Raw genomic sequence first — 25,651 nt, 5'->3', positions numbered from 1 at the left:
TGTGGTCAACGGCGGACAAGCTCGGCGAGGTCCACGCCGATCGCGTCAGCGATGCGGATCAAGGTGTCCAGCAAGGGCGACGAGTGGCCCTGCTCGATGCGGCTGTAGGTGGCGATGTCGATGCCGGATCTACCGCATACGTCGTGCTGGGTGAGGGCGTGCGCCTTGCGGACGCGGCGGATCTGCTCTCCCACCAGGCGGCGGCGGGCGAGGACCCGTTCGTCAGGTGGGGTGGGGCGCACCTGTCCACGGTCCCGACAGCATGATCAAATGTGATTAGGGTCCACCCTAATTTTTGTGATCTTGGGGTGGCAGGCTCCTACAGGCGGACGCGATAGGTGCTCCTCACGCGCGAGGCCCGTTCCGTCCAGATGGCGGAGTCGCGTCCTGACCGCCCCGGTCCCCCTACAGTGGGGGCCGGGGCGGGCTCCGCTCGAGGGATCAGAATCGCGTCAAAGTACGCAGAATCTCAGACCAAGCGCCTTTCCTTAGTCTGGTCTCAGGCGACCTGCAAAGACGCAGGTGAGCACATCGCTAAACCTCGCACACCTTCTAAGCGCTTGGCCGCAGGTTCGAGTCCTGCCGGGGGCGCCAGTCTCCGCCCTCCCTCCCGGGAGGGCTTTTCGCTGGTCAGGCAGGGTTTCACCGCGCACGACGAAGCCCCGGGCACTCCCCCGACGATCACGGGAAGGCTCCGGGGCCGTCCGGCTGTCACCGGGTTTTCGCGGGTGGCCGTGTCGAATACGTATCGAAGTTCTCAGCCGTGACGGTCAGCCGACGTCCGGCCACTCCGGGAGGTCCCCCGCGGCTTCGAGCCGCCTCTTGAGATCGGGAATCCGACCCTCGACACAGCGGGCGTACGTGGCCGGAAGTACCGGGACGCTGTTTCCGGCCCAGTCCGCCACCTGGCGAGGATGACGGCGCGCAGGATGGCGTCAGGGCGGGATGTGGATCAGAAGTTCACTCCACTGGTCCTCGCGCCAGGAACGGGCAATGTCACATCTTTCACCCGAATGGCCACTGCTACGGCATTGGTGGTCTTGGTGGCAGCGGTCGTGCCCTTTCCCTTAATGGTCTGCGGGGCGACGCAGCGAGCGCCTCTGAAGCAGGCCGCCCACGATGGACAACACCATGGCGAGGACGAAGAGCGTATCCAGCACGATCTCCGAATCCACTGCCACCTTGAAGGACATGATCGTCGCCAGGCCCGCGGCCAGCGACACCGTCCCGTACCCCCACAGGTCCGGCCGAACTACGCGGCCTCGCAGCCACGGCGCCAGCCAACCGGTGGCCAACGCCAGGACGCCACCCACAGCCAACAGGCCGAAGCCCGCCGCAGCCGCACCGACAAGGAACAAGTCCACGTCCCACCCCTCCCTTCGCGTGCCCCATCACGCGGGCCTGATCATCGCACGAAGCCGCAGCCGAGTGCGGGCACTTTCCTGTGAGGGCCGCTGGGCCGTCTCTGGGCGGCGTCTCCCCAGCCGGCTGTTGGGTAGCTTGCGGGCGTGGGAATCGGGCCGGATGCCGGCAGTTGGTTGGAAGACACTCGGACGTCGTATGACGCTGTCGCCGCGAGCTATGCGGACCAGGTGCGTGACCTGCTGGACGAAACGCCTGTGGAGCGTGCCGTGTTGGCGTTGTTCGCGGAGCAGGTGAGCGCCGGCGGTGGGGGGTTGGTGGCTGACGTGGGTTGTGGGCCGGGGCGGATCACGGCCTGTCTGAGCCAACTGGGCACGGACGCGCTCGGGATCGACTTGTCGCCGCGGATGATCGACGTGGCCCGGCGTGACCACCCCGGCCTCCGGTTCGAACTGGGCTCCATGACGGAACTTGGTCTCGGCGACGGCTCGTTGGCGGGCCTGGTCGCCTGGTACTCGCTGATCCACATCCCCGACGACGAGATCGGCTCGGTCCTCCGGCACTTCCGGCGAGTGCTACGGCCAGGCGGGCCGTTGCTCCTCGGCTTCCATGTCGGGGATGGGTCGAAATTGAAGACGCAGGGATATGGCGGCCACCCGATGAAGGTCCATGCCCATCGTCGCCGGCACAGCCAGATGACCGCCTGGCTCAAGGCGGCCGGTTTCACCGTCGAGGTGCAAAGGGTTCTGACCTCGGCCGAGAGCACCCTTGGGGGGATCATTCTCGGCCGCCGAGACGGGAATTGAAGCACCGGGCAGGGCGCTCAGCACCGGGTCAGAGTGCGTCGTCGCTCCACTGGTCGAGCAGGTCCTCGCCCGCGGCGCCGTCGGCCGGCGCCGCCCCGCCGTGCGGGCACTGTTCGGTCCAGATGACCTTGCCGGTGGGGGTGTACCGGGTTCCCCAGCGCTCGGCGTACCGGGCGACGAGGAACAGTCCACGTCCGCCCTCGTCCGTGGTCGCCGCGTAGCGCAGGTGGGGTGAGGTGCTGCTGCCGTCGGAGACCTCGCAGATCAGCTTGCGGTCCCGCAGCAGGCGTACGTGGATGGGGTCACTGCCGTAGCGGATGGCGTTGGTGACCAGTTCGCTGAGGACGAGTTCGGTGGTGAAGCTCGCGTCCTCCAGAGCCCAGTCCTTCAGCTGCCGGGCGACGTCGGCGCGGACGCGGGAGACGGCCGCCGGGTCGCGCGGTACGTCCCAGTCGGCGACCAGGGCGGGATCGAGTACGCGGGTACGGGCCACGAGCAGGGCGATGTCGTCGCTCGCGTGGTCCGGGGGAAGTGCGTCGAGCACCGCCTGACAGGTCTGCTCGGGGGACCGGCCGGGACGGGCCAGCGCGGCGCGCAGGAGTTCGAGTCCCGCGCCGATGTCCCGTTCGCGGTCCTCGACGAGCCCGTCCGTGTAGAGGACCAGTCGGCTTCCCTCGGGCAGGCGCAGTTCGACGGCCTCGAAGGGGAGGCCGCCGAGGCCCAGGGGCGGGCCCGCGGGCAGGTCGGGGAAGGTCACGGCGCCGTCCGTGGCGACGAGGGCGGGCGGCGGGTGGCCGGCCCGGGCCAGGGAGCAGGCGCCCGAGGACGGGTCGTAGACGGCGTACAGGCAGGTGGCGCCCGTGAGCCCCTCCTCGCGGTCTCCCTCCTTGCCGCCGGCCGCGCCGCCCCGGTCGAGCCGGGCCACCAGGTCGTCCAGGCGGCCCAGCAGCTCGTCCGGGGCGAGGTCCAGGGTGGAGAAGTTGTGCACCGCGGTGCGCAGTCGTCCCATGGTGGCCGCCGCGTGCAGCCCGTGGCCCACCACGTCGCCGACCACCAGGGCCACCCGGGCTCCGGACAGTTCGATCACGTCGAACCAGTCACCGCCCACCCCCGCCTGGGCCGGCAGATAGCGGTAGGCCACATCCAGGGCGCTCAGTTCGGGCAGGGCGCGGGGCAGCAGACTGCGCTGCAGGGTGACCGCCATGGTGTGCTCACGCGTGTAGCGGCGGGCGTTGTCGAGGGCCACGGCGGCCCGGGCGGCCAGTTCCTCGGCGAACGGCACGTCCTCCTCGTCGAAGGACTCCCCCTGCCGGCAGCGCCAGAAGTCCACCACCCCCAGGACCGTGCCGCGGGCACGCAGCGGCACCGCGATCAGGGAGTGGATGCCGCGCTCCAGGACGCGCCGCGCGCGGTCGGGATCCGCCGCCCGCCACTTCCGCGCGGTCATCAGATCCGCCTCGAGCACCCCTCGGCCCGTCTCCGCGCACCGGGCCTGCGGCGTGCTGGGCGCGAAGCTGAGCCGCTGACCCACCTCCACCAGCGACCGGTAGCCGGGACGGCCCCGCACCGCCGCCCGGCGCGCCTCGTTGATCGCCCCGGTCGGCTCCTGGCCGCTGAGGACCTCCTCGGCCAGTTCCACGGTGACGATGTCGGCGAAGCCGGGAACAGCCACGTCCGCCAGTTCCTGCGCGGTGCGCCACACGTCCAGGGTGGTGCCGATCTTCACGCCCGCGTCGTAGAGGAGTTTCAGGCGCTCGCGCGCCACATCGGCGCGTCCCGACAGCGCCCGCAGCTCCGTGGTGTCCCTGAGGGTCACCACACTCCCGGCGTACCCGCCGTACGGGGCGGTGGGCCGCTTGTTGACCGCGAGCAGCCGGTCGGCCGTGAGGTGGACCTCGTCGCTGGCCGTGCGCTCCGACGTCAGCAGCTCGGCGATGTCGGCGTCCAGGGGCAGGTCGGTGACCTTGTGGCCCTCCGCGTCCGGCGGCAGTTCCAGCAGCCGCAGCGCCTCGTCGTTGGCGAGCAGCAGCCGTCCGTCGCCCCCGACGATCAGCACGCCCTCGCGCACCGCGTGCAGCACGGCGTCGTGGTGGTCGTACATCCGTGTCATCTCGGCCGGTCCCAGGCCGTGGGTCTGGCGCAGCAGCCGCCGGCTCACCAGTGCGGTACCGCCCGCGGCCAGGACCAGCGCCCCGGCGGCCGTGCCCAGCAGGACCGGAAGCTGCCGGCCCGCCGTGCTCTCCACCTTCTGGACCGTGATGGCGACCGCGACGGTGCCGACGGCCTGGCCGCCCGGCCTGGTGACGGGGACGTACGAGACCACCGCGCGTCCCTGGGTGGTCCGGAGAGTCTGGGTGATTGCGGAGTGCGGCGGTCTGCGGGCGCCGAGGACCGGTTTGCCGATGAAGGCCGGGTTGGCGTGGGTGTAGCGGATCCCGTCCTTGGAGTAGATGACGACGAGGTCGACATCGGCCCCCTTCATGATCTTCTCCGCGACGGGCTGAAGCACCTTGGGAGGGTCGGGGCCGGTCATCGCCTTCAGCGTGTCCGGCGCGTACGCCAGCGTCTCGGCGATGCCGAGGGAGCGTTCCCGGGCGTCCTTGGTGCTGTCGTCCCCGGCCTGGAGCACGAGGGCGATCAGCGCGGCGGCGACGATCAGGACCGCGATGACCACCTGCAGCAGGAACACCTGGCCCGCGACGCTGCGCGGCCTGAACAGTGACCGCAGTCGCCCCGTGGGCGGCTGCGGCGAGTTGTCGCGCCCGCCGCGCCGGAGAGATCGACGGGAGTATGCGATCACTCCTCCATTTTGCTCCCTGTGTCCCGGTCGGCATTCCGGCAAGGGCATGGGGGAGCGCGCCACCGCACTCTGGCCCGGGCCGCGGCGAGCCTGCGGGCCGCGGCCCGCAGGCCAGGGCTGCTACAGGCCGGGGCCGGCCGTCAGGTCGGCGCCCGGGGTGGTGCGCAGGACCGGGGCGAGGACGGCCAGTTCCGGTTGCTTGAGGGCGGGCAGTTCGCCGGGGCTCGGGTTGGTCAGGGGGGCGTCCAGGGACAGTCCCGGGGTCAGGGTCCGGACGTCGGAGGCGGGCAGGCCGACGTCGACGTGGTCGAAGCCGTCGTCGAGGGCGTGGGCCAGCGGGGCGCGCAGCTGGAGGCCGGGCAGGCCGCCGTCGACCGGCAGCCGCGGCACGGCGCGCTCGGGCAGGAGCCGTCCCTGGACGAAGCGCGGGGGCTCCGGCACGCCCGCCGTGGGCAGCGGCACCTGTCCGCCGACCTCGGGCAGTTCCGTGCCCAGGGCCGCCTCGGCGCCGTCCAGCGGGACGGGGACGGGGACCGCGCCGGCCGCGGATGCGGGGGTGGCGGCCGCGCCCATGGCTGCCGCGACGCCCGCGATGACGGCGGCGAGGGTTCCTCGAGTGGTCGACTTCATGTCAGGTACGGTCCCTTTCCGGGTTCGTGGGCTCGACGTCCGTACCGCCCAACGATCGTGACGCCGTCGGCAGCACGGGATTCCCCCGGGTGCCGCAGTAGTACGACAGGTCAGGCCGGTACGGAGGCGCCGGGCTGACGCCTCACGCGTCTCAGCGCTGCAGTGCCAGGCCGCCGAGCAGCGGCTTCGGGGCGTTCAGGGTCTTGGGGGCGCCGTTCACCGAGTGGAGCAGCGAGTTCTTGTTCTCGGTGTCGATGGCGTCGGACTGGTGCTGCAACGGCATGACGTCGATGGGGCCCTTGGCGAGCGTCTTCACGGCGCCGCTGAGGCTGGTGGGCGTGAGGTCGGCGGAGTTCTGGGCGAACGCGGGCGCGGCGGCGCCGGTGAGGGCCAGGGAACCGGCCAGGACGGCGGCGGCCTTCAGGGACTTCATCGTGTTCCTTTCTTCGGCGGCGTCGGTCGCCGCGGGGGTCTGTGTCGCCGTGTCCAACGAGCTCCGGCCGGACCGGAAACCCCGGCGGCGAGAAATCGCCCGGTCCTCGTACGGAAAGCCGCCGGCCGCCGGCCCCGGGGAAACCGGGGGACGGCGGCCGGCCGGACGAATGCGGGCTGACGTCAGGCGTTGCCGCAGACGTTGCCGGACGCCGGGTTCAGCACGCCGACGACGCTGATGGTGTTGCCGCAGACGTTGACCGGGACGTGCACGGGAGCCTGGACGACGTTGCCCGACAGCACGCCCGGGGAGTTGGCGGCGCCGCCGGTCGCGCCGCTGCTGGCGGCGGCGATGCCGGCACCACCGGCGACGGCCGCGGCGGCGACGGAGGTAAGGACCAGGCCCTTGGCGATACGCGACATGGAGAGGTGCTCCTTGGGTTGACGCAAAAACACCCGGGCGGGATGCCCGGCGCTGTGTCAACGCGCGGCGCTCCCCCGAGTTGTGCCGCCAAAGGAGTGATATCGAAAGTTCCGGGTCGCCGGGCGAGTTGCGTCTCGGGGCGGGGACGCGGGGGCTGGTCGGACGGGGGCCTGCCAGGGCCACGGCGGGCGGGGCCCAACGGCGGGCCGAGGCCGGGGCGGCGGGGGCCAAAGGCACTGCAGGTCTGGGGTTGGCGGCAGGCCGGAGGGAGCGGCCGCGGCCGACCAGAGCCAGGGGGCAGCCAGGACCAGTGGCACGCCACGAAGGGGGCAGCGGCATACCAGGCGACGGCCGGGAGCGGAGCGGGGCCTCTGGCACGCCGCACGGCCGGATCGAACGGTCATGCCAGGACGAAGGCCGACGGCACGCCGGAAGGCGTACGCAACGGGGCCTCGGCGGGCCGCCAGAGCCAGGAGGCCAGCCAGGACCAGTGGCTCGCCAGGACGGGCCGACGGCACGCCGGGCGACGGCCGGGAGCGAAGCAGGGCCAACGGGCACACCGCACGACCAGAATCAAGCCACGCCAGGACGAAGGCCGACGGCACGCCGGAGTGCAGGGACCCAGCGTGGCGTCGGCCGGCCAGAGCAGGGCTGCGGCTGACCAGCGTCTCGGGCAGGCCAACGGCTGGGCAGGGCCACGTCCTCGGGCAGACCAGGGCCACCGGCGGCCGCTCCCGACGTCAGCAAGACACGCTCCCCAGCCCGGCGCAAGACACGCCCAGCCGGCAGCAAGGCCCGCCCGAGGGCCGCCAGCAAGACAGTCGCTCAGCCGCCGACAAAACCGCCACGCCAGCAGGAACAAGGCAGCCGCTTCAGCCGCCGACAAGACCACCACGACGACCGGTGGCCCCCCACAAGAACGGGTGCCGGACATGTGTCCGGCACCCGTGGGGGGGGCCGTTCGGTGGCGCGGGGAGGTCAGCTCTGGCGCTGAGTTGCCGTGCGGCCGCGGCGGTAGAGGATCACGCCGCCGGCGATCAGGGCCGCGCTGGCGGCCGAGGACGCCAGCAGGGCGCCCGCGCCGGTCTCGGCAAGCTGCGGGGCCGTGTCGGGCGCGGCCTGCTCCTCGAAGGACGCCGGAGCCGGCAGGGTCTGGGCACGCTGGGGCTCCGGCACCGCGTCGTCCACCACCCGCGACGGGGTGTCCGCGTCCGGCGTGGCGTCGGACGGCGTGTCCGCCGGCGTCTGCGCCGGTGTCGTCGGCGTCGTCGTGCCCCCGGGCGGCAGAGTCGTGGCGTCACCGTCGGCCGGCGGCGTGACAGCGGGTGCCGGCACCGCGACCGGCGCGCCCGCCGGTGAGCCGTTGGCGCAGCCGTTGCCGAACGCCGGGTTCAGCAGCGCCGCCACGTTCACGGTGTTGCCGCAGACGTTGACCGGCACATGCACGGGAGCCTGGAGGACGTTGCCCGAGAGCACGCCCGGGGAGTTCGCGGCGGCGCCGTCGGCGTGCGAGTCGGCCAGGGCGGGGCTGCCGTACAGGGTCAGCATGCTCGTCGCGGCGGCGGCCGCGAACACTCCCCTGCTCAGAGTCTGTCGCAATCTCGTTGTCTTCCTGCTTGCAGCCGCCCGGTGCGAGCGGCTTGAAGAAGTGGGAAGGCCGGCCTTGGGCGAAAGATCGGTGTCCAAGGCCGGCCGTGACACAGCCGGTGCGGCTGGGTGCGCCGGACGGTCAGCCGTTGACGCAGGTGTTGCCGAACGCCGGGTTCAGCAGCGCGATGATGTTGACGGTGTTGCCGCAGGCGTTGATCGGCACGTGCACGGGAACCTGGACGAGGTTGCCCGATGCAACGCCCGGGGAGTTCGCGACGGTACCCGTGGCCCCGGAGTCGGCGAAGGCGGGGCCGGCCATGCCCAGGGCCACGAGGGCGCCGGTGACGACAGCAACGCTTTTCTTCATGAATTGTTCCCTTCTTGGGGACGATGCCCCGATGACGGTCGGAAACCGAGTGAACACAACCGATACGGTCGTGATGCTGAACGAGGAATAGCCGTAATGGAAAAACGCGGAACGTGAGTCGCCGAGCACTTCACTCGTTTGAACCGCGCGACCATACAATTCACCCTCGACTGCATTGCCTGGAAAGAGTTCTTCGGAAAGGTACGGGCAGTCCTCGGCCAAAGCGGCGGAGGATCCCGGGCGACCTGATTCGGTTCAGCTCCCGGTGTCGGCGGAGAGAACCGTCAGATTGTCCAGTAGGCGGGAAAGCGCCACGTCCGCCTGGCCTGGGTGAAGGTGTCCGGGCACTGCTGGTTCCGCTGGTCCGACAGAACCGGCGCGTCCTGGACGTGGACCGCCTGCAGCACGCCGGCGCCGGTGTCGCCCAGGCCGAGGCACGGCTTGTCGGGCGTCTCCCGGGTCAGCGAGAACTGCGGGCTCATGGAGCGGCCGCCACCGACATACCGACGACGGAAGCGGCGGCTGCCGTGGCGGCCTTTGCCTTCTCGAGCACTGCGCGTTCCTTTCCTCCAGCGACGCAGGTCCTACGACTTCTTCAACCCGGCACGGCATGTTTGGTTGCGGGGGTTCACCCGCTTGGACCCCATTGCATTCAAAACTCAGGAAAATCAGGGGAGTCCAAAAAACACACAAACAGCCCGGGGCGTCGGCCGACGGAGTGAGGAGGAGAAACCAAAGGCGGGCCCGCCGCGAACGCGGCTGCTACGACACCACGTCCTTGCGGGCGAACCCGCGGAAGGCCAGGGCGAACAGCACCAGCGCGTAACTGAACGAGACCGTCGTGCCCTGGATCATGCCGGACCACTCGAGGTGCGGCTGCACGGCGTCGGCCCAGGCGTACTGCCAGTGCGCGGGCAGGAAGTCGCGCCAGTGCCCCAGGGCCGTGACGGCGTCCAGGACGTTGCCCACGATGGTCAGGCCGACCGCACCGCCCACGGCGCCCAGGGGCGCGTCCGTCCTGGTGGACAGCCAGAACGCGAGAGCCGCGGTGACCAGTTGCGACACGAAGATGTACGCGATCACCACCAGCAGCCGCTGCGCGGCGGTGCCCGCGTCGAGCGCGCCGCCGGTGGGTATCTGCAGCGGGCCCCAGCCGTAGGCGGCGGCGCCGACGGCGAGCGCCACCAGCGGGAGCAGCACCATCGCGGCCAGGCTGAGCCCGAGTGCGACGACGAGCTTGGACCACAGCAGCCGGGCCCGTGGCACGGGCGCGGCGAGCAGGTAGCGCAGGGAGGACCAGCTCGCCTCGGAGGCGACGGTGTCCCCGCAGAAGAGCGCCACGGGGATCACCAGCAGGAAGCCCGCCGAGACGAACAGGTTCACCGCGGCGAAGTTGGCCGCGGACGCGGTGGCCGTGTCCATCAGCGTCACCCGGTCGCCGCGGCCGCCGGGACCGCCGCCGATCGCGAAGGCGACGGCCAGCACGAAGGGCAGCGCGGCCAGGATGCCGCCCATGACGAGCGTGCGGCGCCGCTTGAGCTGCCGCACCAGCTCCACCTTCAGGGGCAGGGTGCGGCCCGCCCGGTAACCGGAGGCGACCTCGGTGCTCTCGGCGAGCGTGCTCATGCGGAACCTCCGATCAGGGTGAGGAAGGCGTCTTCGAGCCTGCGGTGGGGGCCGACCGCGACGACCGGCACCTCCAGGCGCACCAGCTCCGCGACCAGGCCCTGGGCCGTGCCGCCGGTCTCCAGCCGGACCAGGAGGCCGTCCTCGGTCCGCAACGCCGAGGCGACGTCCGGCAGGGCGGACACCTTGTCCACGACAGGGTCCTCGACGGGGGTGGCGGTGCCCACCAGCAGGGTGTCGCCGGAGCCGACGATCTCGCCGACAGGGCCCGCCTGCACCAGACGTCCCCGGTCCATGACCACCAGGTGGGTGCAGGACTGTTCGACCTCGGAGAGCAGATGGCTGGAGACGATCACCGTACGGCCGGCGGCCGCGTAACGGATCATCACTTCGCGCATCTCGCGGATCTGGGGCGGGTCGAGGCCGTTGGTCGGCTCGTCCAGGATCAGCAGGTCCGGCAGGCCCAGCATGGCCTGCGCGATCGCCAGGCGCTGGCGCATGCCCTGCGAGTAGGTGCGCACCGCGCGGGCCAGCGCTCCGCCGAGGCCGGCGATCCGCAGGGCCTCGTCCAGGTGTGCGTCCTCGGGCGGGCGGCCGGTGGCGCGCCAGTACAGCTCCAGGTTCTCCCGGCCGGACAGATGGGGCAGGAAGCCGGCGCCCTCGACGAAGGCGCCGACCCGCGACAGCACGGCCGCGCCGGGCCGTACGGCGTGGCCGAAGACGCGGATCTCGCCGTCGTCCGGCTGAATCAGGCCCATCAGCATGCGCAGGGTGGTGGTCTTGCCCGCGCCGTTCGGCCCGAGCAGGCCGAGGACCTGGCCCTTGCCCACCTGGAACGACAGGTCCCGTACCGCGTACCGGTCGGCCGATTTCGCGTACCGCTTGCTCAGTCCGGTGATCCGCAGCGGGACGTCGGCCAGTTCCGGGTCGGGTGCGGGTGCGGCGGTGCGGCGGCGGGCGGTCAGCAGCAGGGCGAGCGCGACCGCGGCGCCGGCGAGCGGCAGCCACCACACCCAGGCGGGCAGCGGCGCCGCCGCGGTGGTCACGCCCGGTGCGGTCGGCACCTCGAGGTCGCTCTTCAGGCCGACGGTGTACGTCGCCGGGGCGGCCGGTGAGGCGTAGCCGAGGTCGGTGGAGGCGAGGACCAGGCGGAGCCGGTGGCCCTCCTGGACCTCGTGGTCGACGGCCGGGAGGGTGAGGGTGACGTCCTTGCCCGTCTTGGCGCCCTCGACGCGCACGGGGGTCACGAGCTGGGCGGGCAGTACCGGCTGCTGCTTGCCCGGTCCGACGTCGTAGAGCTTGGCGAAGAACACCGCGTCGTCGGAGGTCGAGGTGACGTGGACGGTCACGGTCGGCGATCCGGTGATGCGCAGGCCCGCGCCGAGCGGTGCGGAGTCGAAGCGCGCGTTCTGGCCGGGGAAGTCGAGGGACACTCCGACGCCGAGCGAGGAGAGCTGGGCGAGTCCGCCGGAGCCGCCGAGGCCCGGCAGGGAGGACACGGCGGGCGGGTTGGCCCCGGCGGGGTTCTCGAAGCGTCGCTCGCCTCCGCGCAGGGCGATCGGCCGCTGCCCGCCTTCGAGGCCCGGATACGTGCTCCCGCTCGCGCCCCGCAGCAGGGCCCTGCCGTCGGTGGAGTCCACGCCTCCGGTGCGGGTGACACGGAAGGCGGGGCCGGTGCCGGTGTTCTGGTCGTCCTTGAGGTAGCGGTCGAACCAGGTCTTCACGCGTGCCTGGACCCGGCCGGTCTCCATGTCGCCGCCGTCGTGGCCGCCCGCGATCCAGTCGACGTCGACCGGGGCTCCGTTCGCCCGGATCGCCCGGGCGGCGGCGTCGGCCTGGCCGAGCGGGAAGAGGGAGTCCGTCTGGCCCTGCACGAGGAGGGTCGGCACCTTGATGCGGTCGGCGACGGCGGACGGCGAGCGCTCCTGAAGGAGTGCGCGTGCCTCGGCGTCGGGCTTGCCCGACTCGGCGACCCGCTCGTACATCCGGCACAGCGCGGGCTCGAACTTGGCGCAGCCGCCGCCGGAGTTGATGAAGGCGCCCGCCCACAGCTTCTTGAAGACGCCGCCGGGGAAGAGCGCGTCCGCGAGGTTCCAGTAGGTGATCGCGGGGGCGATGGCGTCGACCCGGTGGTCGTGTCCGGCGGCGAGGAGGGAGATCGCTCCGCCGTAGGAGGCTCCGGCCACGCCCACGCGCGGGTCGCCGGGCCCGTCGAGCCGGACCTCGGGCCGCCGGGCCAGCCAGTCGATCAGCCTGGTGACGTCGGCGACCTCGCCCTTGGGGTCGTTCAGCCCGATCTTTCCGGTGGATCCGCCGAAGCCGCGCGCCGACCAGGTCAGCACCGCGTATCCGTCCCTGGCGAGGTCCCGCGCCTGGCTCCGTACGTCGTCCTTGCTTCCGCCGAAGCCGTGCCCGAGCAGGACGGCGGGGTGACGGCCGGGCGTGGCCGGGGTGAAGTACGAGGTGTCGATGCGCACCCCGTCGCCCATGGCCATCACCTGGTCGGCGCGGTGCACCGGGGGCGGGTCGTCGGAGGCGATCGCCGTCCACGTGCCGGCGCCGGCCAGCACGACGACGGCGGCCCCGGCGGCCAGCAGGCGCCGGGGCCTCCGCAGCAGCCCGCGCAGTCCGGGCGGTCGAAGATCCATGCTCTCCACGGTACGGGCCGCCACCGACAACCGAAGCCGCCGCCGGACCGAACCTCCGCACCTCCTCGGGGAGTACGGGCCGGGCTCGGTGTACCGCGTCCGCGGTACGCGGCGGCGGCCCCGTCGTCCTACGGCCGGGTGTCCTCCGGGATCGACACCAGCCAGCGGGTGTCGCGGCGGGGACGGAGGTAGAGGGCCCAGTAGAGGGTGGCGACCGCCATGATGCCGCCGGTCCACAGCAGGTAGGTGATCTCCTGGCGGCTGAGGATGTAGGCCAGGAGAGCGATGAGCAGCACGGGCACGGCCGGCCACAGGGGCATGCGCCACGCGGGCGTGTGCTTGTGGGAGCCGCGGCGGGACAGCAGCGCGGCGACCGCGACGAGCAGGTACATGCCGGTCACGGACACGCCCGTGACGCCGTAGAGGGTGTCCAGGTTGACGAAGCACAGCAGCGCGCCGGGGACGCCCACGGCGAGGGTGGCGACCCAGGGGGAGCCGAAGCGGCCGAGCCGGGAGAAGACGTTGTTGACCGGCGAGGGCCAGGCCTTGTCACGGGCGGAGGCGAACAGCACGCGGGAGTTCTGGATGACCATGACGATGCCGGCGTTGATGATCGCCAGGGCCACGCAGAGGCTGACGAAGGTGCCGACCGCGGAGTTGGACCAGGCGATCACCATGGCGCTCAGGTTGCCGCTGGTCAGCTCCTTGATGTCGGAGGCGCCCATGGTGATGGCGACGACCGGCACGAGGATGATCACGGAGGAGATGGCGAGGGTGGCGAGCACCGTGCGGGCGACATTGCGGCGCGGGTTCTCCAGCTCCTCGGAGAGGTAGACGGCGGTGGAGAAGCCCTGGGTGGCGAAGAGCGCGATGGCGAGCCCGGAGATGACGAGCATGGCCGTCACCGGGTCCGTGTGCCCGTCCGCGCCGGCGACCTGCATGGAGACCAGGCTGCCGACGCCCCGGTGGCTGTGCGCGAAGCCCAGCAGCGCGACCACGCCCGCCGCGATGACCTCCAGGACCAGGAAGATGCCGGTGATCCAGGCGTTGGCGCGCAGGTCCAGCAGACCGGCGAGGGTGGCCAGCAGCATCACGCCGGCACCGGTCCAGGCCGGATCGAGGTGCACGATCGGTGTCAGGTAGTCCGCGGTGCCCATCGCGATCACCGGCGGGACGATCATGACGACGAGCAGGGACAGCACGAAGACCAGCCAGCCCGCCAGCCGCCCGGCCATGGTCGACACCATGGCGTACTCGCCGCCCGCGCTGGGGATGAGGGTGCCCAGCTCCGAGTAGCAGAACGCCACGGCGATGCACAGCAGGGAGCCGATGGCGAGCGTCAGGGCGGTGGCGGTGCCGAGCGAGCCGAGCAGGTCGGGGACGACCACGAAGAGGGTGGAGGCGGGGGTCACGCACGAGAGGGTGAGGAGGGTGCCGCCGACGACCCCGATGGAACGCTTGAGCTGGGCGGGGCTGTCCGTCGCCTCTGTGGGACCGCCGGCCAGGTCCGGGACGGCGTTCTCGACAGAGCGGAGCATGTCGGTCATGCGGCGGTTCCGATCGACTTGTGCAACAGGTGGAGGGCCAGGGAGCGCGCTATCGCCTCCGGCGGTTCGCGGTCGTAGCACTCTCGTCCGCTCCCGGCCCGGTTATCGAACATCAACGAAAACCGCCGAGTCAATGGCCGTTAACCTACGGAATCCGTGGCGGAATGGCGATCCACAACTGATTCACGCTCAAACAGTCCGATTGTTCGGGCCTTGCGGGCGTGCGGGAACCGCAGCCGAACCTCAAAAAAAGACGAGGCCGTCCGCATATCGGACGGCCTCGTCATCACCTGCGGCGACGGCCGGGGCACGACGGTCGGGGATCGCGACCGTCAGGGGGCGCCGGTCAGTGGTTGCGCGGGAAGCCGAGGTCCACGCCCGTGGGGGCCTCGGACGGGTCGGGCCAGCGGGTGGTGACGACCTTGCCGCGGGTGTAGAAGTGCGTGCCGTCGTTGCCGTAGATGTGGTGGTCGCCGAAGAGCGAGTCCTTCCAGCCGCCGAAGGAGTGGTAGCCCACCGGCACCGGGATCGGCACGTTGACGCCGACCATGCCGGCCTCGATCTCCAGCTGGAACCGGCGGGCCGCGCCGCCGTCCCGGGTGAAGATCGCCGTGCCGTTGCCGAACGGCGAGGCGTTGATGAGCGCCACGCCCTCCTCGTAGGTGTCCACGCGCAGCACGCACAGCACCGGGCCGAAGATCTCGTCCTGGTAGGCCTTGGCGCCGGTGGGCACCTTGTCCAGCAGCGAGATGCCGATCCAGTGGCCGTCCTCGAAGCCCTCGACGGTGTAGCCGGTGCCGTCCACGACGACCTCGGCGCCCTCGCTCGCGGCGTTCTCCACGTACGAGGCCACCTTGTCGCGGTGCACCTTGGTGATCAGCGGGCCCATCTCGGAGGACGGGTCGTTGCCGGGACCGATCTTGATCTTCTCGGCGCGCTCGCGGATCTTCGCCACCAGCTCGTCGCCGATCGAACCGACGGCGACGACGGCCGAGATGGCCATGCAGCGCTCGCCCGCCGAGCCGTACGCGGCCGAGACGGCGGCGTCGGCGGCCGCGTCCAGGTCGGCGTCCGGCAGCACCAGCATGTGGTTCTTGGCGCCACCGAGGGCCTGCACGCGCTTGCCGTTGGCGGAGGCGGTGGTGTGGATGTAGCGGGCGATCGGGGTGGAGCCGACGAAGGAGACCGCCTTGACGTCCGGGTGCTCCAGGAGGCGGTCCACGGCCACCTTGTCGCCGTGGACCACGTTGAAGACGCCGTCGGGCAGTCCGGCCTCGGCCAGCAGCTCGGCGAGCCTCAGGGAGGCCGACGGGTCCTTCTCGCTCGGCTTCAGCACGAAGGTGTTGCCGCACGCGATGGCGATGGGGAACATCCACATCGGGACCATCGCCGGGAAGTTGAACGGCGTGATGCCGGCGACCACGCCCAGCGGCTGCCGGATCGAGGACACGTCGACGCGGGTGGCGACCTGGGTGGACAGCTCGCCCTTGAGCTGCACGTTGATGCCGCAGGCCAGGTCGACGATCTCCAGGCCGCGCGCGACCTCGCCGAGCGCGTCGGAGTGCACCTTGCCGTGCTCGGCGGTGATCAGCTCGGCGATCTCGTCGCGGTGGGCGTCCAGCAGGGCGCGGAACTTGAACAGGATCGAGGTCCGCTGGGCGAGCGAGGACTGCCCCCAGGTCAGGTACGCGTCCTTGGCGGCGGCGACCGCGGCGTCCACCTCCTCCACGGAGGCGAACGCGACCTTGGTGGTGACCTCGCCGGTCGCCGGGTCCGTGACCGGCCCGTACGTCCCCGAGGCGCCTTCGACGGTCTTCCCGCCGATCCAGTGGTTGACGATCTTCGTCATGCCCGGTTACTCCTTCACAGATGGCGGCGACGGGTCGAAGCGTGCCGTGCGTACAGCTCATGTGCCGTGACCGGCGACGTGCGCGCCGCGGTCTCGGCCACAGGTACATCCCACCAGGCATACGCCGGGGGCGCGCCCGACACTGTGTCTGCGGTTTCCGTCTCCATGTAGACACATGTGGGAGTGTCCGCCACGCGGGACCCGGCGGGGACGGCGTACGGATTCCGCGCCCGGGCGGAGTGCGGCCGGCCGCCGCCGCGCGGTGGGTTGTCGGGACCTCCGGCGCGGGGCCGTAGCGGGCGGGGAGTCGACGCTCGCACTTCGCTCCTGCCAGGGCGAAGCGGCATCCCGCACCGGAGGCGTTCTGTGCCCGTGCGCCACGAGGCACGTGTGGGTCTGCACCCAGCGTGCCCGCACCGCTCGGGTGAGGAAACCCTCGGTCCACCGGGCCGTCCCGGGCGCGCGGGCGGGCACGGCCGCGCGGTGATCAGGTCGCACGCCATCGGCTGTCCTCGGCCTCCCTCCGCCTCGGCTCCCCCGGTCCCACCGGTTCTAGTGCCGGGCACGGACCCCTGTCAATGGTTTGTCCGGACATACGGACGAGAGGTCGGCCTTCCGGTCGGGTAAACCCCGGGGCGGGTAAGTCGCCTGCTTCAGCTCTGTCACAAAAACCACCGCCGTGTCACGCATGTCGCGAGTACGCGGGTCCTCGGTCACACCCGGCCGACAGCCGCTTGCCGGTGCGCGGCCGGTCTCGTTCACCGACCACAGGCTTGGAGATCGCCAGCGCAGCGCCCGGCTCCCCCGACGGCCTCTCCGGCCGCCGCCGTGGTGCGCGCGGGGAGGTGCACGTCATGACCGACCGAAGGCTCTGGTCGTACAAGGAGATCGCGGCGCACATCCGGGTGCAGCCGGACACCGTGCGGTCCTACCGCAAGCACGGTCTGCTGCCGCCGCCCGACCACGTGGAGGGCGGCCGGCCCTACTGGTACGCCGACACGGTCCGCGCCTGGGTCGCCGCCCGGCCCGGCAACCGCGGACGCAGAGCCGACTGAAGCACGGCCGTCGCGCCGCGCGTGGCGGCGCCCCACGCGGGTTGGGCGCCGCCACGGCTCAGCTCCACGGTTCGATGACCGTGACCCCGGATCCCGGTGCCGTGCCCATCGCCGCGAGCGCGTCCGGGACGGCCGCCAGCGGGATGGCCGAGGTCACCAGCAGGTCGGGGCGCAGCACTCCGGCCCGCACCAGTTCCAGCATCTCCGGATAGGCGTGCGCGGCCATGCCGTGGCTGCCCAGGAGTTCGAGTTCCAGGGCGATGGCGCGGGCCATGGGCACCGGGGTGGTGCCGGTCGCGGAGGGCAGCAGGCCGACCTGGACGTGGCGGCCACGGCGGCGCAATCCGTTCACCGAGGCCGCACAGGTGGCGGGCGAGCCGAGCGCGTCGAGCGAGAGATGGGCGCCGCCGCCGGTCAGTTCGCGCACCCGCTCCGCCGTGTCCTCGACGGCGGAGGCGTCCACGCAGTGCGCGGCGCCGAACCTCCGGGCCAGGTCCAGGGCCCGGGCGGACACGTCCACCGCGACCACCCTGGCCCCCGCGGCCGCCGCGATCATCACCGCCGACAGGCCCACTCCCCCGCAGCCGTGCACGGCGACCCAGTCACCGGCGGACGCCCGGCCCTGCTGGACGACCGCGCGGTACGCGGTGGCGAAGCGGCAGCCGAGCGAGGCCGCCGTGGCGCAGGACAGGCCCTCGGGTACGGCGACCACGTTCACGTCGGCGTGGTCGAGCGCCACGTACTGGGCGAAGGAGCCCCAGTGCGTGAAGCCGGGCTGGGTCTGCCGCTCGCACACCTGCTGGTCGCCGGCCGCGCAGGCGGGGCAGGTGCCGCAGGCGCAGACGAAGGGGACGGTCACCCGGTCGCCGGCCCGCCAGCGGGTCACCCGGGGGCCCACCTCCTCTACGGTCCCGGCGAGTTCGTGCCCCGGCACGTGCGGCAGCGTGATGCCGGGGTCGTGGCCCTGCCAGCCGTGCCAGTCGCTGCGGCACAGGCCGGTCGCCTCGACCCGCACGACGACCCCGTGCTCCGCGGGCCTGGGGTCGGCCACCTCGCGCACTTCGGCCGGCTCCCCGTACCGCTCGAACACCACAGCCCGCATCGCCGCCTCGCCTTTCGCCCGGTATCTTCGCGGCCCACCGCCGCCGGCGAAACCGTAGTACGCGGCCACATCCCGGGCGCGGGGGCCTGCCTGGTCCCGCCTCCCGCCTCACGCCTCCCGCCGACGCTCGCCCTCGCCGTCGCCCTCGACTCACCCCGTTGCCGGTGACCGCGCGGCGCTCCGGGCCGTGACTCCTTGGAGGAATACCCCCTAGGGGTATAGTGTTGACGAGTGAAGGGCCCCGATGGTCCCCCACGACCCCCATGCCCCACCCACCACCACGACGAGGAGAACGACATGACCGCCCAGACTGACACTTCGGACACCGTCACCACCGTCTACAAGGTGAGCGGGATGAGCTGCGGACACTGCGAGGGTTCCGTCTCCGCCGAGATCTCCGCGCTGCCCGGCGTCAGCTCGGTGAAGGCCGTCGCCTCCACCGGCGAGGTCACCGTCGTCTCCGCCTCGCCGCTGGACGAGGAGGCAGTGCGCGCCGCGGTGGACGAGGCGGGCTTCGAGCTCGCCGGCCGGGCCTGACGAGGGCCGGCCCGCCAAGCCCGTACGTCGTCTGGAGTACCGAGGATGAACACCCGGATGGACACCCACGCCACCCCACGGACGACGTCCACGGCCGACCAGCCGGACGCCGCCGAGGTCGAGCTGCTCATCGGGGGAATGACCTGCGCCTCCTGCGCCGCCCGCGTCGAGAAGAAGCTCAACCGCATGGACGGCGTCACCGCGACGGTCAACTACGCCACGGAGAAGGCCAGGGTCTCCTACCCCGCGGGGGTATCGGTCGCCGATCTGATCGCCACCGTGGTCAGGACCGGCTACACCGCCGAGGAACCCCCACTGCCGGCACCCGAACCGGCGGCGGACGCGGAGTCCCGGCCGGACGACGAGCGGGATCCCGGACTGGCCGCCCTGCGCGGGCGCCTGGTCGTCTCCGCGCTCCTCGCCGCCCCGGTCGTGCTGCTCGCGATGGTCCCGGCCCTCCAGTTCACGTACTGGCAGTGGCTCTCGCTGACGCTGGCCGCGCCGGTCGTCGTCTGGGGCGGACTGCCGTTCCACCGGGCGGCCCTGGCCAACGCCCGGCACGGCACGGCCACCATGGACACGCTCGTCTCGATCGGCACCCTGGCCGCGTTCGGCTGGTCGCTGTGGGCGCTGTTCCTGGGCGACGCGGGCATGCCCGGCATGCGCCACGAGTTCCGCCTCACCGTCTCCCGGACGGACGCGGCCTCCACGATCTACCTCGAGGTCGCCGCCGGGGTCGTCGCGTTCATACTGCTCGGCCGCTATCTGGAGGCCCGGTCCAAGCGGCGGGCGGGCGCCGCGCTGCGGGCGCTGCTGGAACTGGGCGCGAAGGACGTCTCCGTCCTGCGGAACGGGACGGAGACACGGATCCCGGTGGCCGCGCTGACGGTCGGCGACCGGTTCGTCGTACGGCCCGGCGAGAAGATCGCCACCGACGGCACGGTCGTCGAGGGCGCCTCGGCCGTCGACGCCTCGACGGTCACCGGCGAGTCGGTGCCCGCGGACGTCGGCCCCGGCGACCCCGTCACCGGCGCCACGGTCAACGCGGGCGGCCGGCTGGTCGTCGAGGCCACCCGGGTCGGCGCGGACACCCGGCTCGCGCGGATGGCGCGGCTCGTCGAGGAAGCGCAGGGCGGCAAGGCCGAGGTGCAGCGGCTGGCGGACCGCATATCGGCGGTCTTCGTGCCGGTCGTCCTGCTCATCGCCGCGGCCACCCTGCTCACCTGGCTCCTCGCCACCGGCGAGGTGACCGCCGCGTTCACCGCCGCCGTCGCGGTGCTGATCATCGCCTGCCCGTGCGCCCTGGGCCTGGCCACGCCGACCGCGCTGATGGTCGGCACCGGCCGGGGCGCCCAGCTCGGCATCCTCATCAAGGGTCCCGAGGTGCTGGAGTCCACCCGCCGGGTGGACACCGTCGTCCTGGACAAGACCGGAACGGTCACCACGGGCCGGATGACCCTCCAGGAGGTGTACGCCGCCGAGGGCACCGACGAGAAGGAACTGCTGCGCCTCGCGGGCGCGCTGGAGCACGCCTCCGAGCACCCGATCGCGCGGGCCGTGGCCGCCGGCGCCGAGGAGCGGATGGGACCGCTGCCCCCGGTCGAGCACTTCGAGAACGTCCCCGGGCGTGGCGTACGCGGGCGCGTGGAGGGCCACGACGTGGCCGTGGGACGGCTCGTGGAGTTCACCGACGAGCTGCCCGAGGAGGTGGCCCGCGCCCGGCGCGAGGCGGAGCGCGAGGGCCGTACGGCGGTCGTCGTCGGCTGGGACGGGGCGGCACGCGGTGTCCTCGCCGTCGCGGACGCCGTCAAGGACACCAGCGCGCAGGCGGTGGCGCGGTTGCACACGCTGGGGCTGCGCCCGGTCCTGCTGACCGGCGACAACCGCGCCGTCGCCGAGGCCGTGGCACGGGCCGTCGGTATCGACCAGCAGGACGTGGTCGCCGAGGTGCTGCCCGAGGAGAAGGCCGAGGCCGTCCGGCGGCTGCGGGCCGAGGGGCGGACGGTGGCGATGGTCGGCGACGGGGTCAACGACGCCGCCGCGCTCGCCACCGCCGATCTGGGTCTGGCCATGGGCACCGGGACGGACGCCGCCATCGAGGCCGGCGATCTGACGCTGGTGCGCGGGGACCTCCGGGTGGCCGCGGACGCCATCCGCCTGTCCCGGCGGACCCTGTCCACCATCAAGGGCAACCTCGTGTGGGCCTTCGGCTACAACGTGGCCGCGCTGCCGCTGGCCGCCGCCGGACTGCTCAATCCGATGATCGCGGGAGCGGCGATGGCGTTCTCGTCGGTGTTCGTGGTGACGAACAGTCTGAGGTTGCGCACGTTCCGTTGAATGAAAAGCAGTCGAGACCGAAGTAAGAGTCCCTCTAGAGTCCAACGCGCGCCTCACATAAGCTCTTCACAAGGCTCGCGCATCATCCTTACGCTTGAGTTCCGGTCGCCATACTTGGGCTCTTGCGTACCTAACGGACATATGCAAGAGACGCAGATCACAGTGATGTGAACGTAACCATCGAAGGGGTTCGAAGGTCTAAGTTGGCGATGTCGGGCAGCGTCTTGGGGGGCGCTGACCGGCATCTGGGGATGTCTTGGGGGACTTCCCCAGAGGTGCGTTGCCGGGGCACGTACACCGGGAAGCTTTGAGCGGCCCTCCCGCGCGTGCGCGTCCCGGCAGACCGCACAGCACCAGGTGCGACGAGTTCTGCTCGTTGTGCTCACAGCGATTCAGGCGCTGGTCCTTGAACGCCCGGCCGGATCCCGTGGGGGGAATCCGCACCGGGACATGGGAAGGCGCCCTGGCCGTCGGCCCGTGGGGGGACCGGCACACCAGGGCGCCTTCCACGTTTCCGCGACCCGTTCTCCGCCGGACCGTTCGCACACCAGTACGTCTCCGGGGCGATGGACGACTCCGCACAGCACGAGGCCCCGCACCCGCGGACTGCGCGCGAATACGGGGCCGGTGACGCTACGGGGCCGGTGCCGCCGCCGGGAGGCTCAGCGCCCCTCGACCGGGACGAAGTCGCGCTCGACCACGCCCGTGTAGATCTGGCGCGGGCGGCCGATGCGGGAGCCCGGCTCCTTGATCATCTCGTGCCACTGGGCGATCCAGCCCGGCAGCCGGCCGAGGGCGAACAGGACCGTGAACATCTCGGTCGGGAAGCCCATGGCCCGGTAGATCAGACCGGTGTAGAAGTCGACGTTCGGGTAGAGCTTGCGCTCGACGAAGTAGTCGTCGGACAGCGCGTGCTCCTCCAGCTTCAGGGCGATGTCGAGGAGCTCGTCGTCCTTGCCCAGCGCGGAGAGCACGTCGTGCGCGGCGGCCTTGATGATCTTGGCGCGGGGGTCGAAGTTCTTGTAGACCCGGTGGCCGAAGCCCATCAGGCGGACGCCGTCCTCCTTGTTCTTCACCTTGCGGATGAAGGTGTCGACGTCGTTGCCCGAGTCGCGGATGCCCTCGAGCATCTCCAGGACGGACTGGTTGGCGCCGCCGTGCAGCGGGCCCCACAGGGCGCTGATGCCGGCCGAGATCGAGGCGAACATGTTGGCCTGCGAGGAGCCGACCAGGCGGACCGTGGAGGTCGAGCAGTTCTGCTCGTGGTCGGCGTGCAGGATCAGCAGCTTGTCGAGCGCGGCGACCACGACCGGGTCCAGGTCGAACTCCTGCGCGGGGACCGAGAAGGTCATGCGCAGGAAGTTCTCGACGTAACCGAGGTCGTTGCGCGGGTAGACGAACGGGTGGCCGATCGACTTCTTGTACGCGTACGCCGCGATCGTCGGGAGCTTGGCGAGCAGGCGGATCGTCGAGAGGTTGCGCTGCTTCTCGTCGAACGGGTTGTGGCTGTCCTGGTAGAAGGTCGACAGCGCCGAGACGACCGACGACAGCATCGCCATCGGGTGGGCGTCGCGCGGGAAGCCCGTGTAGAAGTTCTTGACGTCCTCGTGCAGCAGGGTGTGCTGCGTGATCTCGTTCTTGAACGAGGAGAGCTCGTCGACGGTCGGCAGCTCACCGTTGATCAGCAGGTAGGCCACCTCCAGGAAGGTGGAGCGCTCGGCCAGCTGCTCGATCGGGTAGCCGCGGTACCGGAGGATGCCCTGCTCGCCGTCGAGATAGGTGATGGCGGATTTGTACGCGGCCGTGTTGCCGTATCCGCTGTCCAAGGTCACCAGACCGGTCTGGGCGCGCAGCTTCCCGATGTCGAAGCCCTTGTCGCCGACGGTGCTGTCGACCACCGGGTAGGTGTACTCGCCGCCGTCGTACCGCAGAACTACAGAGTTGTCGCTCACGTCTTCCCTCACCGACGTAGTGCCTCATCTTCGAGGTGCCCTGACTGTCTCTACCATCCCCCATTTGGCTCAGGAGAGTGCACTCGGGGTCGACCATTGGGCCCATTGGCGGCACTCAGTGCCGTCAACCTGTTCATCCTGCCCCCTCGCTCGGGCCACGGGAAGTGCTGTGTGACCTTTGCGACTCATTTGATCGATCATTTTTTGTGACGGAGCGTCAGGCACCGGGTTCCAGCCCTCAGGACGGCGATTTTCAGCCGCCGGCGAGACGGAAGTCCAGCGCCGTGCAGCGCCGCCCGGCCGACACCGTGCGCACCGCCTGGCCGATCGCCCTGCGCGACCCGACGAGGACGACCAGCTTCTTGGCCCGGGTCACCGCCGTGTAGAGCAGGTTGCGCTGGAGCATCATCCAGGCGCCGGTCGTGACCGGGATCACCACGGCCGGATACTCGCTGCCCTGTGAGCGGTGGATGGTCACCGCGTACGCGTGCGCGAGCTCGTCCAGTTCGTCGAACTCGTACGGCACCTCCTCGTCCTCGTCCGTCAGCACCGTCAGACGCTGGTCGACCGGGTCGAGCGAGGTGACGACGCCCACGGTGCCGTTGAAGACACCGTTCTCCCCCTTCTCGTAATTGTTGCGAATCTGGGTGACCTTGTCCCCGACGCGGAAGACCCGGCCGCCGAACCGCTTCTCCGGCAGGTCGGGGCGCCCGGGAGTGACCGCCTGCTGGAGCAGTCCGTTCAGCGTGCCGGCGCCCGCCGGGCCGCGGTGCATGGGGGCGAGCACCTGCACGTCCCGGCGCGGATCGAGCCCGAAGCGGGCCGGGATCCGGCGCGCCGCGACGTCCACGGTGAGCCGGCCGGCCTCCTCGGTGTCGTCCTCGACGAAGAGGAAGAAGTCCTTCATGCCGTCGGTCAGCGGATGCTGCCCGGCGTTGATCCGGTGCGCGTTGGTCACCACGCCCGACTGCTGGGCCTGGCGGAAGACGCGCGTGAGCCGGACGGCGGGCACCGGGCCGCCGTCCGCCAGCAGATCGCGCAGCACCTCGCCGGCGCCCACGCTGGGGAGCTGGTCCACGTCCCCGACGAACAGCAGGTGCGCGCCCGGGGGCACGGCCTTGACCAGCTTGTTGGCCAGCAGCAGGTCCAGCATGGACGCCTCGTCCACGACCACCAGGTCGGCGTCCAGCGGGCGGTCCCGGTCGTAGGCCGCGTCCCCGCCGGGCTTGAGCTCCAGCAGGCGGTGCACGGTGGAGGCCTCGGCGCCGGTGAGCTCCGACAGGCGCTTGGCGGCCCGGCCGGTGGGCGCGGCGAGCACCACCTTGGCCTTCTTGGCCCGCGCCAGCTCCACGATCGAGCGCACCGTGAAGGACTTGCCGCAGCCGGGGCCGCCGGTCAGCACGGCCACCTTCTCGGTCAGCGCCAGCCTGACCGCCGCCTGCTGCTCGGGGGCGAGGTCGGTTCCCGTACGGCCCTTCAGCCAGGCCAGCGCCTTGTCCCAGGCCACGTCCCGGAAGGCGGGCATCCGGTCGGCGTCGGCGCGCAGCAGGCGCAGCAGCTGGGCGGACAGGGACAGCTCGGCGCGGTGGAAGGGCACGAGGTAGATCGCCGTCACCGCCTCGCCGCCGTCGGGGCCCGGCACCTTCTCCCGCACGACACCGGGGTCGGCGCCGTCCTCGGGGGGCTCGGCGAGTTCGGCGAGGCACTCGATGACGAGGCCGGTGTCCACCTGGAGGAGCTTGACCGCGTCCGTGATCAGCCGCTCCTCGGGCAGGTAGCAGTGGCCCTGGTCGGTGGACTGCGACAGCGCGTACTGGAGGCCGGCCTTGACCCGCTCCGGGCTGTCGTGCGGGATGCCGACGGACTGCGCGATCTTGTCGGCGGTCAGGAAGCCGATGCCCCAGACGTCCGCCGCGAGCCGGTACGGCTGGTTCTTCACCACGGAGATGGAGGCGTCGCCGTACTTCTTGTAGATGCGCACCGCGATCGAGGTGGAGACCTCGACGGTCTGGAGGAAGAGCATGACCTCCTTGATCGCCTTCTGCTCCTCCCAGGCGTCGGCGATCTTCTTGGTGCGCTTGGGGCCGAGGCCGGGCACCTCGATCAGGCGCTTCGGCTCCTCCTCGATGATCTGCAGGGTGTCCAGTCCGAAGTGCTGGGTGATGCGGTCGGCGAAGACCGGTCCGATGCCCTTGACCAGGCCGGAGCCGAGGTAGCGGCGGATGCCCTGGACGGTGGCCGGGAGCACGGTGGTGTAGTTGTACACCTGGAACTGCTTGCCGTACTGCGGGTGGGAGCCCCAGCGGCCCTCCATGCGCAGCGACTCGCCGACCTGGGCGCCGAGCAGCGCGCCGACGACGGTCAGGAGGTCACCGGCGCCCCGGCCGGTGTCGACGCGGGCCACCGTGTAGCCGTTCTCCTCGTTGGCGTACGTGATCCGTTCGAGCACGCCCTCCAGCACGGCCGGACGCCGCTCCCCGGCACCGGCCTGCCCGCTCCGACTCGCCTCCGTGGTCATGACCCGACGGTACCGCCGGGCTGTGACAGCACCGCCGAGCGCGCCGTGACGGCCCGGCGGGCCCGCCGC

General features: G+C 71.5%; 20 protein-coding genes and 2 pseudogenes. 4 read left to right on the top strand and 18 right to left on the bottom strand.

Annotation, left to right across the window (positions count from 1 at the left end; genetic code table 11):
* Nucleotides 1–5 precede the first annotated feature (5 nt).
* Together ACF09J_RS07560 and ACF09J_RS07555 are read right to left on the bottom strand one after the other, a co-directional pair.
* Entirely contained in the window at nucleotides 6–242 is a 237-nt protein-coding gene (locus ACF09J_RS07560; protein ID WP_392304437.1) for a helix-turn-helix domain-containing protein, read from the bottom strand.
* An 825-nt stretch (nucleotides 243–1,067) separates the two neighbouring features.
* Nucleotides 1,068–1,364, bottom strand: coding sequence for a hypothetical protein (locus tag ACF09J_RS07555; protein WP_392304436.1), 297 nt, complete (start codon nucleotides 1,362–1,364; stop codon nucleotides 1,068–1,070).
* A gap of 144 nt (nucleotides 1,365–1,508) precedes the next feature.
* Here ACF09J_RS07555 and ACF09J_RS07550 point away from each other — a divergent pair, with 144 nt between their 5' ends.
* Nucleotides 1,509–2,168: a class I SAM-dependent DNA methyltransferase gene (locus tag ACF09J_RS07550; protein ID WP_392304435.1), complete on the top strand. Its 660-nt coding sequence runs from the start codon at nucleotides 1,509–1,511 to the stop codon at nucleotides 2,166–2,168.
* 28 nt (nucleotides 2,169–2,196) lie between these two features.
* Here the strand turns inward: ACF09J_RS07550 and ACF09J_RS07545 are convergent, their stop codons facing one another.
* The 13 genes and pseudogenes from ACF09J_RS07545 to ACF09J_RS07485 all read right to left on the bottom strand — a co-directional run.
* Nucleotides 2,197–5,016 carry a SpoIIE family protein phosphatase gene (locus ACF09J_RS07545; protein WP_392304434.1) on the bottom strand — a complete coding sequence of 940 codons (2,820 nt, stop codon included), beginning with the start codon at nucleotides 5,014–5,016 and terminating at the stop codon, nucleotides 2,197–2,199.
* Between the two features lie 72 nt (nucleotides 5,017–5,088).
* Nucleotides 5,089–5,598 (bottom strand): hypothetical protein, encoded by a 510-nt coding sequence (locus tag ACF09J_RS07540; RefSeq protein ID WP_392304433.1) that lies wholly within the window; start codon nucleotides 5,596–5,598, stop codon nucleotides 5,089–5,091.
* Between the two features lie 151 nt (nucleotides 5,599–5,749).
* Nucleotides 5,750–6,031 (bottom strand): hypothetical protein, encoded by a 282-nt coding sequence (locus ACF09J_RS07535; protein WP_392304432.1) that lies wholly within the window; start codon nucleotides 6,029–6,031, stop codon nucleotides 5,750–5,752.
* 182 nt (nucleotides 6,032–6,213) lie between these two features.
* Nucleotides 6,214–6,453 carry a chaplin gene (locus ACF09J_RS07530; RefSeq protein WP_392304431.1) on the bottom strand — a complete coding sequence of 80 codons (240 nt, stop codon included), beginning with the start codon at nucleotides 6,451–6,453 and terminating at the stop codon, nucleotides 6,214–6,216.
* A 979-nt stretch (nucleotides 6,454–7,432) separates the two neighbouring features.
* Nucleotides 7,433–8,053 carry a chaplin gene (locus tag ACF09J_RS07525; protein WP_392304430.1) on the bottom strand — a complete coding sequence of 207 codons (621 nt, stop codon included), beginning with the start codon at nucleotides 8,051–8,053 and terminating at the stop codon, nucleotides 7,433–7,435.
* A 130-nt stretch (nucleotides 8,054–8,183) separates the two neighbouring features.
* Nucleotides 8,184–8,411 (bottom strand): chaplin, encoded by a 228-nt coding sequence (locus ACF09J_RS07520; protein WP_392304429.1) that lies wholly within the window; start codon nucleotides 8,409–8,411, stop codon nucleotides 8,184–8,186.
* A gap of 284 nt (nucleotides 8,412–8,695) precedes the next feature.
* Nucleotides 8,696–8,893 (bottom strand): hypothetical protein, encoded by a 198-nt coding sequence (locus tag ACF09J_RS07515; protein ID WP_392304428.1) that lies wholly within the window; start codon nucleotides 8,891–8,893, stop codon nucleotides 8,696–8,698.
* Between the two features lie 280 nt (nucleotides 8,894–9,173).
* Nucleotides 9,174–10,037 (bottom strand): ABC transporter permease, encoded by an 864-nt coding sequence (locus tag ACF09J_RS07510; RefSeq protein ID WP_392304427.1) that lies wholly within the window; start codon nucleotides 10,035–10,037, stop codon nucleotides 9,174–9,176.
* Nucleotides 10,034–12,685, bottom strand: a complete 2,652-nt coding sequence (locus ACF09J_RS07505; protein ID WP_392304426.1) for a CocE/NonD family hydrolase — start codon at nucleotides 12,683–12,685, stop codon at nucleotides 10,034–10,036. Before ACF09J_RS07505 ends, ACF09J_RS07510 begins: the two co-directional genes overlap by 4 nt.
* A gap of 128 nt (nucleotides 12,686–12,813) precedes the next feature.
* The gene (locus tag ACF09J_RS07500) at nucleotides 12,814–14,232 is read right to left on the bottom strand and encodes an APC family permease (protein WP_392304425.1); all 1,419 of its coding nucleotides are present in this window, start codon (nucleotides 14,230–14,232) and stop codon (nucleotides 12,814–12,816) included.
* A 346-nt stretch (nucleotides 14,233–14,578) separates the two neighbouring features.
* Nucleotides 14,579–16,081, bottom strand: coding sequence for a CoA-acylating methylmalonate-semialdehyde dehydrogenase (gene mmsA / locus ACF09J_RS07495; protein ID WP_392304424.1), 1,503 nt, complete (start codon nucleotides 16,079–16,081; stop codon nucleotides 14,579–14,581).
* Nucleotides 16,082–16,095: 14 nt separating this feature from the next.
* Nucleotides 16,096–16,287, bottom strand: a pseudogene (locus ACF09J_RS07490) (3D-(3,5/4)-trihydroxycyclohexane-1,2-dione acylhydrolase (decyclizing)); the annotation flags it as partial.
* A gap of 47 nt (nucleotides 16,288–16,334) precedes the next feature.
* Nucleotides 16,335–16,472 (bottom strand): annotated as a pseudogene (locus tag ACF09J_RS07485) (5-deoxy-glucuronate isomerase); the annotation flags it as partial.
* Nucleotides 16,473–16,935: 463 nt separating this feature from the next.
* On the opposite strand from ACF09J_RS07485, the gene ACF09J_RS07480 reads away from it, so the two are divergent.
* Nucleotides 16,936–17,136 (top strand): AlpA family transcriptional regulator, encoded by a 201-nt coding sequence (locus ACF09J_RS07480; protein ID WP_100569385.1) that lies wholly within the window; start codon nucleotides 16,936–16,938, stop codon nucleotides 17,134–17,136.
* A gap of 58 nt (nucleotides 17,137–17,194) precedes the next feature.
* Here ACF09J_RS07480 and ACF09J_RS07475 read toward each other — a convergent pair whose 3' ends face one another.
* Nucleotides 17,195–18,238: a zinc-dependent alcohol dehydrogenase family protein gene (locus ACF09J_RS07475; RefSeq protein WP_392304423.1), complete on the bottom strand. Its 1,044-nt coding sequence runs from the start codon at nucleotides 18,236–18,238 to the stop codon at nucleotides 17,195–17,197.
* Nucleotides 18,239–18,535: 297 nt separating this feature from the next.
* Here ACF09J_RS07475 and ACF09J_RS07470 point away from each other — a divergent pair, with 297 nt between their 5' ends.
* Together ACF09J_RS07470 and ACF09J_RS07465 are read left to right on the top strand one after the other, a co-directional pair.
* A complete protein-coding gene (locus ACF09J_RS07470; RefSeq protein WP_392304422.1) occupies nucleotides 18,536–18,775 on the top strand; it encodes a heavy-metal-associated domain-containing protein in 240 nt (79 codons plus the stop codon).
* Between the two features lie 57 nt (nucleotides 18,776–18,832).
* Nucleotides 18,833–21,112 (top strand): heavy metal translocating P-type ATPase, encoded by a 2,280-nt coding sequence (locus ACF09J_RS07465; RefSeq protein ID WP_392304675.1) that lies wholly within the window; start codon nucleotides 18,833–18,835, stop codon nucleotides 21,110–21,112.
* 662 nt (nucleotides 21,113–21,774) lie between these two features.
* On the opposite strand, the gene ACF09J_RS07460 is transcribed toward ACF09J_RS07465, so the two are convergent.
* The gene (locus ACF09J_RS07460; protein ID WP_392304421.1) at nucleotides 21,775–23,064 is read right to left on the bottom strand and encodes a citrate synthase; all 1,290 of its coding nucleotides are present in this window, start codon (nucleotides 23,062–23,064) and stop codon (nucleotides 21,775–21,777) included.
* Between the two features lie 253 nt (nucleotides 23,065–23,317).
* Complete coding sequence (locus tag ACF09J_RS07455; RefSeq protein ID WP_392304420.1) at nucleotides 23,318–25,582, bottom strand: ATP-dependent RecD-like DNA helicase; 2,265 nt, start codon at nucleotides 25,580–25,582, stop codon at nucleotides 23,318–23,320.
* Nucleotides 25,583–25,651 lie beyond the last annotated feature (69 nt).

Origin of the sequence: Streptomyces sp. NPDC014889 (genome assembly GCF_043081205.1) — a bacterium.
Lineage (GTDB): Bacteria > Actinomycetota > Actinomycetes > Streptomycetales > Streptomycetaceae > Streptomyces.
This window is presented reverse-complemented; position numbering and strand designations above follow the sequence as displayed.